The sequence below is a fragment of the Buttiauxella noackiae genome, assembly GCF_000737905.1.
Lineage (GTDB): Bacteria > Pseudomonadota > Gammaproteobacteria > Enterobacterales > Enterobacteriaceae > Buttiauxella > Buttiauxella noackiae.
Map to the genome: position 1 here is coordinate 247,161 of NZ_JPRU01000003.1, position 13,274 is coordinate 260,434.

Below are 13,274 nucleotides of genomic sequence, written 5' to 3' on the forward strand. Positions count from 1 at the left end.
AAACAGCGTTCCCCAGTATATACACGTCGAGATTCACATTTCAGCAACAGACTTTCAGACTTGCCCTGCGGGTGCGAAATAAACGAAGCGCTACACTTAGAGAATTCTTCCTTTTCAGGATTTTTCCATGCTCTCTCCAGAACCCGATAAAACCGGGCTACATATTCTAATAAAGCTTTCAGCGCTGGTGATTATTCTTGCCGGGATTCATGCTGCGGCAGACATTATCGTGCAGCTATTGCTCGCGCTATTTTTTGCCATTGTGCTCAATCCGCTGGTCACCTGGCTGATTCGTCGAGGAGTAAACCGCCCGCTCGCAATTTCGATGGTCGTGTTTGCGATGCTCGTCGTACTGACGATGGTGGTCGGTGTGCTGGCGGCATCCATGTCTGAATTCATCGATATGCTGCCGAAGTACAACAAGATGCTGACGCAAAAAGTGTTTGAGCTCGAAAAGATGCTGCCGTTTATGCACCTGCGATTATCACCTGAACGCATGTTGCAGCGTATGGACTCTGAGAAAGTGATGTCTTACGCCACCACGTTAATGACCGGACTTTCTGGCGCGATGGCCAGTATTCTGCTGCTGGTGATGACTGTGGTATTTATGCTTTTCGAAGTGCGCCACGTTCCGTACAAACTGCGCTTCGCCCTTTCCAACCCGAAAATTCATATCGCCAGCCTGCACCGCGCACTCAAAGGTGTGACGCATTATCTGGCGCTAAAAACGCTCATCAGCCTGTGGACCGGTCTGATTATCTGGCTTGGCCTCGAACTGCTGGGCGTGCAATTTGCATTGATGTGGGGCGTGTTGGGATTCTTGCTCAATTACATCCCCAATATCGGTTCGGTTATTTCCGCTATTCCGCCAATGATTCAGGCGTTTTTGTTTAACGGTACCTATGAAATGATTTTGGTTGGCGTGCTGTTCCTTGCGGTGCATATGCTGCTCGGGAATATCCTCGAACCACGCATGATGGGGCGCGGCCTCGGGATGTCGACCTTTGTGGTGTTTCTGTCATTGCTGTTCTGGGGCTGGCTGCTCGGCCCGGTGGGTATGCTCCTGTCAGTGCCGCTAACCAGCGTATGTAAGATTCTGATGGAAACCACTCAGGGAGGCGCAAAACTTGCAGTGCTGCTTGGGCAAGGGCGCCCAAAAAGTCGGTTGCCGGGATAGGTTCTTAATTTCCCGGGTGATAAGTTAATGTTCACCCGGGAAAAGAAAAAGGAGTGACTCACCCATGCCGCAGCCAACAATCACACTTGCCGCCATAGAGCAGCCAGCAATTTACCTGAATACCCCAAGCGTGGTGCTAAATAACCAGACTATTGAGGAGCGTTTGCGCAAAATTTTGCAGGGAATGGCGCAGCAAAACTTGGATTCGCTCGTCGTTTATGCCGATAAAGAGCATGGTGGGAATTTTGAATATTTGACCGGTTTCATTCCGCGTTTTGAAGAGGGCTTGCTGGTACTGCATAAAAGCGGTGAGGCGGTACTGGTTCTCGGCAATGAAAATCTCAAACTTGCACAGCACTCCAGAATTCCAGCAACTGTGGTACATGCACCGTGGTTTTCACTGCCAAACCAACCAATGGACACCACACTTTCACTAAGCGAAGTGTTGCAACAAGCCGGGCTTCGTGGGCAAAAGCGTGTTGGTATAGCGGGCTGGAAGCTTTTCACTGGCATCAACGACAACAATAAGTCTCTGTTTGATATCCCCACCTTTATTTTCCTGGCGCTTCAAAGCGCACTGACTCCAGCGTGTGAATTACTCAACGCTACAGATCTGTTTATTTCTCCGCGCATGGGAGCCAGGACAACTAATAACGCCAATGAAATTGCGCACTACGAATATGGCGCAAACCTGGCTTCAGGCGCGGCGCTGACCGCACTGAATGCAATTGAATTAGGTAAAACGGAAAAGTCGATTGCAGCCCTGCTTGCCGCCGAGGGGCAAGCTAATAACGTCGTAACCATTGCTGCTACGGGCGATCGTTTTGAAAATGCCAACTTGTACCCATCGGATAAACAGATCCAAAAAGGCGATAAGTTTTCATTAACTGTGAGTTATAAGGGCGGTTTAACCAGCCGTGCAGCATACGTTGTCAGCCAGGCGAATGAACTTCATGATGAAGTCAGTGATTATCTCGATGTGGTTGCCATCCCGTATTATCAGGCCGTCGTGAGCTGGCTTGAATACATGCGCGTCGGTATCAAAGGCCATGAAGTATATGAACTGATTGAGCAGGTCCTGCCAAAAAATGAATACCACTGGCACCTTAACCCTGGTCACTTAGTTGCTGACGAAGAGTGGCTATGCTCGCCGATTTACCCGGCATCAAATATCCCTTTATCCAGTGGAATGTTGCTGCAAATCGACATTATCCCATCACGTAAAGGCTACGCTGGTGCCAGTATTGAAGACACCATCGCGCTTGCCGATGAACCTTTACGTCTGAAAATAGCCACCCTCTACCCGGAGTTATGGCAACGCATCAGCGCACGCCGGGATTACATCCGTGAAGTACTGAATATTCACTTGCATGAGGACGTGCTGCCGCTCTCTAACACCGTGGGATATTTGCGGCCCTATTTGCTGAATAAAGATTTGGCGCTGATTTGCCAGTAATGCTTATATTCCTGCGCCGGATATCTTCCGCGCGCAGGAGTTTTGGATCTTTAGTTTCTCGGGCAATGGGTCTGGTGAACAAGTTCAGGTGTCCAGTGGAATTCAACTACATGCCCATCCGGGCTTCTGACGGTAATATGTAATTGCGCAAATTCACCTGATTGCAGGGTAAAGAAAAGTTGCGTCAGTGGGTATGGGCAGCCAGCCTGATAGGAAACAAACATTTTCTGCCGGGTTCGCTGAGAACCTCGCTGTGTATTAATGACCAGTTCTATGGTCATTTGCCCGGAAATATCTCTCTCAAACACAGCATATGCAGTGAGATTTTGATGACCAAATTGATGATTGTGCAATACCCATATCTGATCTCTGGTTCTAACAAGAGTTGCGTGCATATTTCGTCTCACTCATTTATTGGTAATCAATATTAAAATACAGGCTGGCGTGGATTTTCCCCGGTTGTACCTGTTCATCAATCTGGTAATACTGTGAATAAAATCGAACGGCGTATTTGTCGGATTTGGTATTTCTCAATTCAACCTTTTTCATTTCATGAAAATTAAGCGGCTGATGGTCACCACCAAGCACTTGCACTCCGATCCCCTTAGCAGCAGAACGCCCCACCACTAAATTGCTTAACACACCGTCAGAACCCGATTTTTTTCCGAATTGACCATTCCATTTCAAGAAAACAGCGGAGGGTGCTTTATCATCAGCTACACAAGATAAATGAATATCAAAAGGGGTTTTACCTGCCACAGAACCAGGTGATTTAAACCGGTCAAGGACGACACTGGGTAACGTAATATTGCGCGTTCTCTCACCATAAATTTGGCATGAACGGTTCAGGACAGTGACATAATTGGTCGGAACATAAATATCTATCAGAGGTGTACCCTGCAATAGGTTATTTATTTCAAAGCGCATATCTCCTGCGCCTCCTCTAACCAATGCTCCGTTATCGGCCTTAATTAATTCGATAATTATTTTGGCACCAGATAATTCAGATATGCTTGCAGAAAATTTAGAAGGCCATGTTATTTTACGCCCACTTGACGTTACTAAAGTCATTTTCATACCAACACCTTTTGCATTGGTTTGAAAAATTCCAGGAGTTTTCATTTTCGATACCCCACCCGGAACATCAGCACTAAATTTAATAACCTTGTCACAGTCCGGAGACGGTGGAAGCAGCACAGCGAAAGAACTCTTTTTTAACACTGTTCCTAAAGTAGGATTATTTCTCTTGGTCAGTACTTCCGGTGATAAAGTCATTTTTTGTGATTTAACGATACATGTAGCCTGGGAATTAAAACCAACTACCAGAAGTATCAGCAGTGGTATTCCTGCACGAATTAACGACATATTGCCTCCTGGCTTTTAATATCAACTGTGCATACTCCGGTTTCCGACGGAACACTCACCGTAGATGATTGGGTTTGATCAATATAAAGAAGCCCACCCTGCCCCACATAACCAATATGGTTATTTTCCTGGTCTTTGATAATTGCGCCAAAAGGTAATGTCTGTTGGTTATGAAGCTTAGGATGAATAATGGTCTGTTTATTTATCTTTGTATCAAAAACAACGTGAGCAACACTGCCTTCAAAGGGCACAACTTTCCTTTGTGTTTGCTGAAAAGTCACGGAGTCATCCGCGCCTTTTGGGTTAATCACCACATCGTTAACACGCCAGGCACGCAACCAGGGCATAACTGCATAACCATTTGAGTCAAAACGGGTTCCTGGCGCACCATCCAAACGGGCACCTTTGGCATCTGCGGCGTAAACCAATGCTACGGTATCGCTTCGTTCTGGGGAGAAAGTCACCCCTTTACTATGCGCAATCATTGAACCGCTCATACCCGCACTTGCCTGATGCCAGTTATTGCCCTGGCTTAATGTCGTGCTAAGAGTGCTATAGGGTGAACGATAAGTTCCATTCATTCCCCAATCCATCTCTCCACCACGGTCATAGGCGGCGTTAATGCCTAACATCATATTATTTTCTTCATCAACTGAGGTTGAGAAGCCCATACGCGTATTGCTGGCTTTACCATTACTGCTGTAGCTGTCTGAATATATCTGCGTATACCCAGAGTCTGAGCGCGGGAGTGAATAACTAAAGTTTAACGCAACCTGATCGTCTTTCGTTACTCCACCATATTCATCTTCATTCCATAAACGCTGTACTGAAACCGTCCAGTTTAAATTGCCCCAGTTATTGCTGTAGCCCACAGAATATTGTTGATAACTATCCTGCTGTTCCCAGTATTTATTAATCGAACCAGAGATATTTAATGATCCCCATCCATCCTGAAAAGGCTGACTCAGGCTTAATGACCAGGACTGTTTTTCGCGTAATACGGCGTATTCCAAACCACTGTCTTGCTGTTCAAAAGCATCACGCTGTCCATAGAAATTTTTCGCATTGAATTTTCCCTCCAGCCAAAATGAGGTTTGCGACAATGGTAGGGTTCTGTTGTAGGTCAGCCGGTAACCCTGCCCGTGGTTTTCCTGATTATCGAAATTAAAGCGTGACTGCGTAATGTCGAGAGCAAAAGCGCCAAAAAAGGTATTCAACCCAGCCCCCACTAATGCCGACTGGTAATGGTCAAATCCTGTAGCACCTGAATAGAGCGATACAAAGTTATTTAGGCCATACTGCCACGTCGCCTGAGCAGCAAAGGGGGATTCATTGCTATCTTGCTCATCAATTTTTCCAAGCGAAACGTTATAGCGACTCATACTTGGTTTTAACAAGTGTGGCACTGATGAATAAGGCACAGAGAAACGCCGAATACGTCCGTCAGATTCCTGAATTGTCACCAGCAAGTCGCCACCGGTATTTGCCGGTAAAATAGACTCAATTGAGAAAGGTCCTGCCGGTACAGATGTTTGATGAATAATCCTTCCATCTTGTGTAACAGTGACACGCGCATTCGTTTCCGCCATCCCTCTGATATTTGGCGCCCAACTCAACGTATTATCCGGGTGCATTTGGTCCTGTGATTCAAGGGATGCCCCCAAAATACTTAAACCATCAAACAACTGGCTATCGGTATAAAATTGCCCGGCACTGAGCATGGACTTCCAGCCAATCAATGGCTTTTTTAAGGTAGTTCGGTTACTGGAATAATGGTTTCCACTGTCATTGTTCCAGTCGAGGCTGCCAAAATGCTCAAGTAACCAACCTGATGCAGAAGCTCTTATATCAAGTCCTAGCCAGGCACTGTCCGAACTGGAACGACTATCGTCACGCTGCTGCATCGAGTAGTAATCAGCCATATAACCGAGATTAATTGCCGGAATCCCCTGCTGCCACTGCTCAGGCTGCACATAGTTACTATCGGTATTATCCAGATATGCTTGTGGAACACTCATCCGTAATTCCAACAACCCGGCATTAAAGGTTTCTACAGCATTACCGTAAACGTCCCATTTATTAATCGTGCCACAGTAATTTTTTTCATCAGCAAGAGGTTTATTCATCCGAATTGTATTAATCCCGACAGACTCGAGAAAATAAGCTGAATGACAGGTTGCCAGGTCACCCTCTTTGGTTTTATTAAAAATAACATCGTGACGACCGCGCCAATGCTCATTGACATAAACATCAACGCTATAGCTCCCTGGTGGCAATGATTTTATATCGAAAGCACTAAGATCATTACTCTTAGCATTTCCCATCAGAATGGCATTATTAAATGTATAACGAATATCATCCTCTGCGGTTGCACTCATTGGCAGAAATGAAATATTTGCCAGCACTAAAAATGGAGTGATAGTCGTTTTCTTATAGAGATCCATCTTTTTATATCCTTACTATCCATGAGTAATGATTTTTGTTTCAACTACTCCACCGTAATCATTAATACTTTGAACAACTAAATTTTGCCCGTGAGAAATGTTCTCTTTTACTTTAAATTCCATTTGGCTCCTGGGGGCGACCATCTCACTTTCTTCTAAAAGGCCGGAACCTGAAGCCGTTTTAATATCGACAATAGTAATAAAGAATGGCGAGGAATTAAGAACCGTAATTTTATTTTTTGAAGCAAGTAACTCTAATTTATTTTCTGCATCTGCTCTATTACCAAGCCCTTCAGGCCGCCATATAAATTTAAAACGGGAACGGATCGCCATATTTAGCATGCCAGCATCTTTTTTATACTCGTTCTTATCGATTGCAGGAACATCCAAAATATTTAGCCACCATAGCGACTCTTTGTCATTAATCGTGATCTTTTTCAAATCCTGTTTTTTAATTCTTATTGATTGACCATTTTTTGCATCAACGCGAGCAATAGGTGGAGATATTATAAATGGCGTAGAGATTTTTTCTGGCGGTACATCAGGATCACCTTCATCTAACCAGATTTGAGCCAGCGATGGCGCGCTACCTGTGTTTGTCATTTGGATAGTGATTTCTGGAGCATTAGCCGGGTAGATAAAACGAGTTCCATTAACAATAATATTGTCGGCATAGGACCGTGGCGTTAATAGCATGCAAGATATAAGAATTAAAAATCGCATCGCAACCTCCATGTGAGTAATACCATAGCCATAAATGGCTATGGTATTTTTATCTTAAAAATATGTTATGTGATAATTAACCTGGGCAGTAACTGGACCTGATGTACCAGATTTCACACCTGGGTCGCTCACTTTTATATAACCAACATTGAATGAATAGTTGCGTTTATTACTATTATAATGACCACCTTCATCATCTGCCAGATGAGAGCTTCTTTCACCTACGTCAATCTTTTTCCCATCTTTGGTCATAAGCAGAAGTCCAACATTACCCAATGCTTCATTTGAGTTCTTCAAGTACCCCTGCTGTGTCACATTATTATCATTAAACTGAATGGCAATCTTCGGAGGTTTTTCAGCAATTAACCCACAATTTTCAAGTGTTAACTTAAATGATATAGCGTTGGTTCTTGTTTCTGACGTTGGTATTTCTGAAAATCTTACTGGTGGTAAAGAGACCTGTTTCCCTCTATCAGAGGTAGATATCTTGCATGAACTCTCAAATACGAGGCCATCGAAATGAACCACATTGGCCCATTCTTTTATTCCTGATCCATTGCCTTCAAGAGCCATTGCTACAGGAGAGAAACTAACACATGTCAATAAAGCAAGAATTGATACCTTATTCATAATATTTTCCCTTTGTTAGGAATACAATAATTCTGTATCTATCAAGAGGCATTTACCTCAGATATATTATGAATAAGTAAACATATAAGTAACTACGGATATTAACGTATTTGTATAGTGCCTAGTGCTTGCTACTAATATATTAATCTTAAAATTTGTTATGCAATGGAATGTGTTTTTATCTTTTCCTGGTTATAAGAAACACTTTGGAAAATTAAACCCTTATATATCAACAACCCCATTCTAAAGACAAATAACTCCTGCTTAATAATTCGGTAAAACCGATTTATTATTATGCACAATAAGCTAAATCTCATTAGGTCTTACATCTTATCGTTAGCCCAATTAATGGGTGACAGTGAAATTACTGTCCTGGAGAAAATAACTATAAAGAGGGAAGATCAATGCTTAACTACGCAGCAGAGCAAAAACTGTTCTTAGTCACCCGACCCTCAGTGCAAAACCATCTTCTTCTTGAGCGTCTGAATCAGGAAATTAAGATCCCGGTTGTCGTGCTCAATGTAAAAAAACCGATGATGTTTTATGCTTCTGAGAAATCTATCTTTATTTACGATACTGATGCTGCCAGCAGCAAATCCAACAAAGTTTGGCCAAAGCTGCTTGCGGAAAGCCAGTCCAGCATACGGATATGCCTGCTTAACTGCTCAAGGGCTTTATCGGTTTATGAGAAATCAATTTGGCATCGTTTCGACACCATATTACCCGAAGACTCCACTCCTGGCAGTCTGGTTAATGCCATAAAAAGTATGATGCAAAATAAACATGAGAATAATGCAAACGCTTACCTTCAAATTGCACCGGAACAGACATATGGTGATAAAAAATCAGGAAATTTAACCGTACGAGAGTACGAGATCCTGCACGAGTTATGTAAAGGTGAATCTAATGCACGTATCGCCCAATCTTTCTTTATCAGTGAAAACACGGTCAGAACGCATCTTTATAATATATTTAAGAAAATATCAGTAAATAATCGGATACAAGCTGTAAATTGGGTTAACAACCAACTTGTTAATTACATCAATTTACCTACAACGCAATAATAACGGGGTTGATTGACTAAACTAATTCAATATGTATATCTGATCAGGGATTTTTTTATTCAAGGATGCATTGCCACATGCTTAAAAAGAATATAGTACAGGAAGTATTAAATTACATTGAAAACCATATCGATGTGAATATTAACATTGATGATATATCCCTGTTTACAGGTTACAGTCGCAGGCATATCCAGACTATTTTCAAACATCATGTAAGGATGCCTCTCGGCCTGTACATACGTAAGCGTAGAGTGACACGAGCATCGATCTATCTGCGTTTAACCAGCATGAATGTAATTGATATTTCTTCAAAATTTGGCTACGACTCGCAACAGTCCTTTTGCCGGGAATTTAAAAAAGCAGCAGGAATAACACCACTTCAGTACCGTCGCAGTAGCTGTTGGGACTTCTCACCATTACTGGCAGAATTTAACTTTAGCCGCGTCGATGTAGGCAGTTTTCAGATATGCACATTGCCCGAAGGATATGTTTCCGGCCATATGTCTCATCAAGAAATAGCTATCCCCACCAATGAAGATATTTTAGAGTCCCGCTGGAATACCATCATTAACCATTTGAATAGTCAGAAACAAAATATTTGGTCTATATCAGAATATAATGCACATAAGAAACACTCAATGCGAATAAAACTAAGCTCTATTATTGGCATACATAAAAAAGAGGTAAATAAAAAACCGGGTGATCATGCCTACCCTTCGGGGGTATATGCCAGATTCTCATTCAGGTGCAATAAAGAAGAATATTCAAAGTATTCAAAACATATTTATCTCAGCATTTTTCCTAAACACAGGTTAAAACGCAGAACCGCACCTGATATTGAAGTTTTTACTTATAACGGCTATGCCAGGTCAGAAAATGCTCTGGATTGTGAATACTACATTCCTGTCGAAGCGGTGCCGAATAAGAACTAGCCGTGTTGTCTGATCTGCGTTGTATTATCGAGTTTTCTAATCGAGGGTGTGAAACTGGCTGCAAAGGTTGCAACAAGAACCGCAGCCGCACAAGCCAGTAAAACATTTGTGTTGCCGTAGTGCATCGCAAGAGGCCCTGCGGCGATTTCGCCAATCGGAATCGCCACAAATGAGCCCAATGCATCATAGGCATAAACACGGGCAAGTTTTTCAGGGGGGATATGAGTTTGTAACGAGTGCGCCCAGGCCACACCAAACAACCCGAAACCAACGCCTGCGATAAAAAATGCTGCCATCAAAATTGAAGTTGACGGAATCAGAGCAAGGATAACAAGTGGTCCTGCGCAAAATGCCGTTAAAATTGTACCGATTAATAAATCCCGACGCGGCCGCCAGCGAAGCGCAATAACAGAGCCGACAATCAAACCCGTACTCTGCGCGGCTATCGCCATTCCCCAACCTGTTCGGCCAAATGTTGCATCTGCGACGACCGGACCCAGCACCATCATCATCCCACTAAAAGCGGCGTTCACGATGGTAAATTGCACCACAATAGCCCATACCCATGAGCGTGAAATAAACTCAGCCCAACCATCCTTTAAATCCTGCAAGATATTGGATTCAGCCCCCTGAGACTGCGCCGCATTAGTTCGAATCATTAAATACAGCGGTGCTGACGCCGCAAACCCTAAAGCATCAATTGCCAATCCCCAGCCAGGCCCCATTACGCTTATGAGAACACCACCCAGCGATGCGCCAATGACCGTCCCACCATAAATACCCAACTGGATAAAAGCATTCGCTTCCCGCAAGGAGTGCACCGGGACAGTTTGTGGGACCATGGCTTGTGAAGCAGGTAATGAAGCCCCCGCTGCGGCTCCGTTTACTGCGCCTAGTATCACCAACAACATAATGGTTGCTGAGCCATCCAGAACAAGGGCGGCAACAATACCCTGTGAGATTGCAGCGATAACCGATGAGTACAGCAGTACACGGCTTCGGGAATAACGATCGGCAAGTACGCCACCAATCAGTAAGAAAGCGACGTTAAAGATAGAGCGCGCAGCAATAACAATACCCAAATCAGCGGCTGATCCCCCCATGTCGAGCACGGCAAACGCCAGGGCAATCGGTGCGATTCCATTGCCCAGCACGGTCAAGAGGCGAGCAAAAAACAAATTGCGGAACGGCGCATAGTAAAATGCCCGCTTAGAAGATATTGCTGCCGTACCTGTGCTCACTAATTTTCCCCGAACTATTTTGCGGCTTAATATTCACTATGATGTGATAAGGCGGCAAACGCATCAACAACCTGAAGGATGATGGGTATATGTAATGCCTTACTTCCCCCCTTACTAACACCACCTACAAGATCTTTGCTATGTACCAACGGTTCATGGCGAACTCATAGCCAGAAAGGTTAATTATCAGTAAGTTTAAGGTAAAGGGTTCCGGGAAGCTAAGTGACATCAATGAAATACAGATCTCACCAGGCAATACGTTACGACTGAAATAAATAAAATCAGCGTGTGATTTTAAGCTGTTGGGGAACGACTGAGGTATGTAACTGCTGGCATGACATCGTCAAACCAGCAGTTAAGAAAGGAACCTAAGAACAGTATCTGAAGAAAAGAATACTACGGCCAAATGCTATTGGCCGTAGGTTGCATTGGTCCCATCACTCGGGTTTTCGTCATCCGCTTCTCCATACAGGGTGTTCGCGGTTTCATCCGGCAGTTTTTCTAATTTTCCGCAAATATAGACGTGTGAGCCCAGAGCCAAACGATAAGTATCCTCTGTCTGGCCATTGTCGCGTGCCGAGCCCCATACAATACTTGGGCTATCAGCCATACCAATGTAGGTTTTGGACAGGTTATCGTAGATTACCCTGTTGTATTGTTCATACTGTCGGCGATCGGAAGTTGGGGTGCGTGATAAAAAGAGGTCGACTGCACCAGTTTGCTTGTTCTTCAGACCGATTAACGTATGTCCAGAATTGGCATCGGTCAGATCGGTAAAGTTGACCATAATGGATTTACCGCAGGTCAAAGTGTACGTGGCAAGGTCATTGCCTAATTTCACTTCTTTCGCAAAGACCGAGAAGGAAGCCATAAGAAGAAAAACGGGTAGTACACTGGTTTTTTTTAGATTCATTTTCTTAGCCTAACTCACGTTTAACCACGAATAACGTCACCTGGTGACCTGTACTTTCTAAAAATTGCTGGTTTGCCCTTTTTATTACATCAACGACTAACACAAAAAAGTAAGGAGCGACTCGGCATAGAGAATGCATCGCTTCCATGTGAATGAAAAAGCAGATGAGCTTTATTACCGAAACCTAAAGGGTTGAGGTAATCTAGTAGAAATTAAGATTTTAAAAGCAAAGAAACGTGCTTTACATCATCCGTTAACATCAACTTTTTACATTACAGCTAGTTCTAAGCGTAGAAGTTTTCACGCGAAAATCAACACAAGCAAAGCACCACTACGAGTCTGCCTACATTTTGTAGCCCTGTAATTTTGGCGAGTATATACCAGGCCTATACGAAAATTAAAGTCCATTATTTTCAAAAACTAATATTTGTCCGTGCCAAAATCCGTTGGGGTAAGATTCTGATTTTTAGAAAATGGTTTCTCTTTCTTTATGTTTGCACCCATCCCTAAGCAATAGGACTATAGGCGCCTAGGAAACCTCCTAATAAATATCCTATAAAAGAGTTGAAATCCTAAAGACGGCTTCTTAGACAATGAGATAACTTACAACATGATCAGGTTGAATTCTTACTCTTTAACTATGCAGGATGCAAAATGTTAAAAAATAGCAATGGACTCGTGAGTATTTTTATACTCACTCAAAATCAATTTCTTAAACTGGGATTAGAGTCAATCATTAAAGAAGTCTTTTCAAAATGTGATAGAGATAACGTTTCTTATAATATATATGAAATCATTAATCTTAATGATCTTACAATAAAGATGTTGCGGGTAGGAGGGAAATCGATCGTGTTCTTTGATTCAGATGGTTTCTTTTTCCATGACCGTCTTGAAATGGTCAATAAAATCAACGATACCAATTTGCAGTTTGAGTCCGTGTTTCTATGCGATGGCTCTGAATATAATAAAATGAGCCATTTTTATAATTTACTCTTTAAAACGGTATTAAATAAATCCATTCCATTGCGACATACCATCATGGATATTGAGGGTGTAATTCTTAAAATGGTCGGCACCAGGGATTTTGAGCTCAGACAAGATGTTTTGCCAGAAATTTGTACACCTTTTTTAAGGTTAACAACACGTGAAGCTAACGTATTGAAAAATATATTCAAGGGAAAAAACACCAGGGAAATAGCTAATAACTTGTATATTAGTGAGAAAACCGTGCTTGCACATCGTTCAAGAATCTATTCAAAATTTAGCGTACATTCTTTAAGTGAACTGTATTTTTTCATCAGGAACAGTACGCATATCAAAAACTTATAG

At 42.9% G+C, this 13,274-nt stretch carries 12 protein-coding genes; 5 read left to right on the forward strand and 7 right to left on the reverse strand.

Translation table 11 applies throughout. From position 1 onward, the window contains the following. Positions 1-127 precede the first annotated feature (127 nt). Both IX31_RS17025 and IX31_RS17030 read left to right on the forward strand, forming a co-directional pair. Complete coding sequence (locus IX31_RS17025) at positions 128-1,177, forward strand: AI-2E family transporter (RefSeq protein ID WP_034460545.1); 1,050 nt, start codon at positions 128-130, stop codon at positions 1,175-1,177. 64 nt (positions 1,178-1,241) lie between these two features. Continuing rightward, positions 1,242-2,633, forward strand: a complete 1,392-nt coding sequence (locus tag IX31_RS17030; protein ID WP_034460546.1) for a M24 family metallopeptidase — start codon at positions 1,242-1,244, stop codon at positions 2,631-2,633. 50 nt (positions 2,634-2,683) lie between these two features. Here IX31_RS17030 and IX31_RS22500 read toward each other — a convergent pair whose 3' ends face one another. From IX31_RS22500 to IX31_RS17050, 5 genes are all read right to left on the reverse strand, one after another. Beyond that, positions 2,684-2,941 (reverse strand): hypothetical protein, encoded by a 258-nt coding sequence (locus tag IX31_RS22500; protein ID WP_241767201.1) that lies wholly within the window; start codon positions 2,939-2,941, stop codon positions 2,684-2,686. Between the two features lie 103 nt (positions 2,942-3,044). Next, positions 3,045-3,998, reverse strand: a complete 954-nt coding sequence (locus IX31_RS17035; protein ID WP_034460547.1) for a fimbrial protein — start codon at positions 3,996-3,998, stop codon at positions 3,045-3,047. Then, a complete protein-coding gene (locus IX31_RS17040; RefSeq protein ID WP_034460548.1) occupies positions 3,989-6,442 on the reverse strand; it encodes a fimbria/pilus outer membrane usher protein in 2,454 nt (817 codons plus the stop codon). Before IX31_RS17040 ends, IX31_RS17035 begins: the two co-directional genes overlap by 10 nt. 15 nt (positions 6,443-6,457) lie before the next feature. After that, positions 6,458-7,165, reverse strand: coding sequence for a fimbrial biogenesis chaperone (locus IX31_RS17045; RefSeq protein ID WP_034460549.1), 708 nt, complete (start codon positions 7,163-7,165; stop codon positions 6,458-6,460). Positions 7,166-7,219: 54 nt separating this feature from the next. Next, complete coding sequence (locus tag IX31_RS17050; protein WP_034460550.1) at positions 7,220-7,795, reverse strand: fimbrial protein; 576 nt, start codon at positions 7,793-7,795, stop codon at positions 7,220-7,222. 404 nt (positions 7,796-8,199) lie between these two features. On the opposite strand from IX31_RS17050, the gene IX31_RS17055 reads away from it, so the two are divergent. Next, positions 8,200-8,859, forward strand: a complete 660-nt coding sequence (locus tag IX31_RS17055; RefSeq protein ID WP_034460551.1) for a LuxR C-terminal-related transcriptional regulator — start codon at positions 8,200-8,202, stop codon at positions 8,857-8,859. Positions 8,860-8,936: 77 nt separating this feature from the next. Continuing rightward, positions 8,937-9,791: a helix-turn-helix domain-containing protein gene (locus tag IX31_RS17060; RefSeq protein ID WP_034460552.1), complete on the forward strand. Its 855-nt coding sequence runs from the start codon at positions 8,937-8,939 to the stop codon at positions 9,789-9,791. Here IX31_RS17060 and IX31_RS17065 read toward each other — a convergent pair. Together IX31_RS17065 and IX31_RS17070 are read right to left on the reverse strand one after the other, a co-directional pair. Then, complete coding sequence (locus IX31_RS17065; RefSeq protein ID WP_034460553.1) at positions 9,788-11,032, reverse strand: MFS transporter; 1,245 nt, start codon at positions 11,030-11,032, stop codon at positions 9,788-9,790. The two genes, IX31_RS17060 and IX31_RS17065, sit on opposite strands and share 4 nt — an antisense overlap. A gap of 409 nt (positions 11,033-11,441) precedes the next feature. Then, a complete protein-coding gene (locus IX31_RS17070) occupies positions 11,442-11,945 on the reverse strand; it encodes a hypothetical protein (protein ID WP_034460554.1) in 504 nt (167 codons plus the stop codon). A 654-nt stretch (positions 11,946-12,599) separates the two neighbouring features. On the opposite strand from IX31_RS17070, the gene IX31_RS17075 reads away from it, so the two are divergent. Then, positions 12,600-13,274, forward strand: coding sequence for a helix-turn-helix transcriptional regulator (locus tag IX31_RS17075; RefSeq protein ID WP_034460555.1), 675 nt, complete (start codon positions 12,600-12,602; stop codon positions 13,272-13,274).

Excerpts from the sequence above, each read along its gene's own strand:
- IX31_RS17025 (WP_034460545.1), top strand. The coding sequence starts at position 128 with ATGCTCTCTCCAGAACCCGATAAAACCGGGCTACATATTCTAATAAAG.
- IX31_RS17030 (WP_034460546.1), top strand. The coding sequence starts at position 1,242 with ATGCCGCAGCCAACAATCACACTTGCCGCCATAGAGCAGCCAGCAATT.
- IX31_RS17035 (WP_034460547.1), bottom strand. The coding sequence starts at position 3,998 with ATGTCGTTAATTCGTGCAGGAATACCACTGCTGATACTTCTGGTAGTT.
- IX31_RS17040 (WP_034460548.1), bottom strand. The coding sequence starts at position 6,442 with ATGGATCTCTATAAGAAAACGACTATCACTCCATTTTTAGTGCTGGCA.
- IX31_RS17045 (WP_034460549.1), bottom strand. The coding sequence starts at position 7,165 with ATGCGATTTTTAATTCTTATATCTTGCATGCTATTAACGCCACGGTCC.
- IX31_RS17050 (WP_034460550.1), bottom strand. The coding sequence starts at position 7,795 with ATGAATAAGGTATCAATTCTTGCTTTATTGACATGTGTTAGTTTCTCT.
- IX31_RS17055 (WP_034460551.1), top strand. The coding sequence starts at position 8,200 with ATGCTTAACTACGCAGCAGAGCAAAAACTGTTCTTAGTCACCCGACCC.
- IX31_RS17060 (WP_034460552.1), top strand. The coding sequence starts at position 8,937 with ATGCTTAAAAAGAATATAGTACAGGAAGTATTAAATTACATTGAAAAC.
- IX31_RS17070 (WP_034460554.1), bottom strand. The coding sequence starts at position 11,945 with ATGAATCTAAAAAAAACCAGTGTACTACCCGTTTTTCTTCTTATGGCT.
- IX31_RS17075 (WP_034460555.1), top strand. The coding sequence starts at position 12,600 with ATGTTAAAAAATAGCAATGGACTCGTGAGTATTTTTATACTCACTCAA.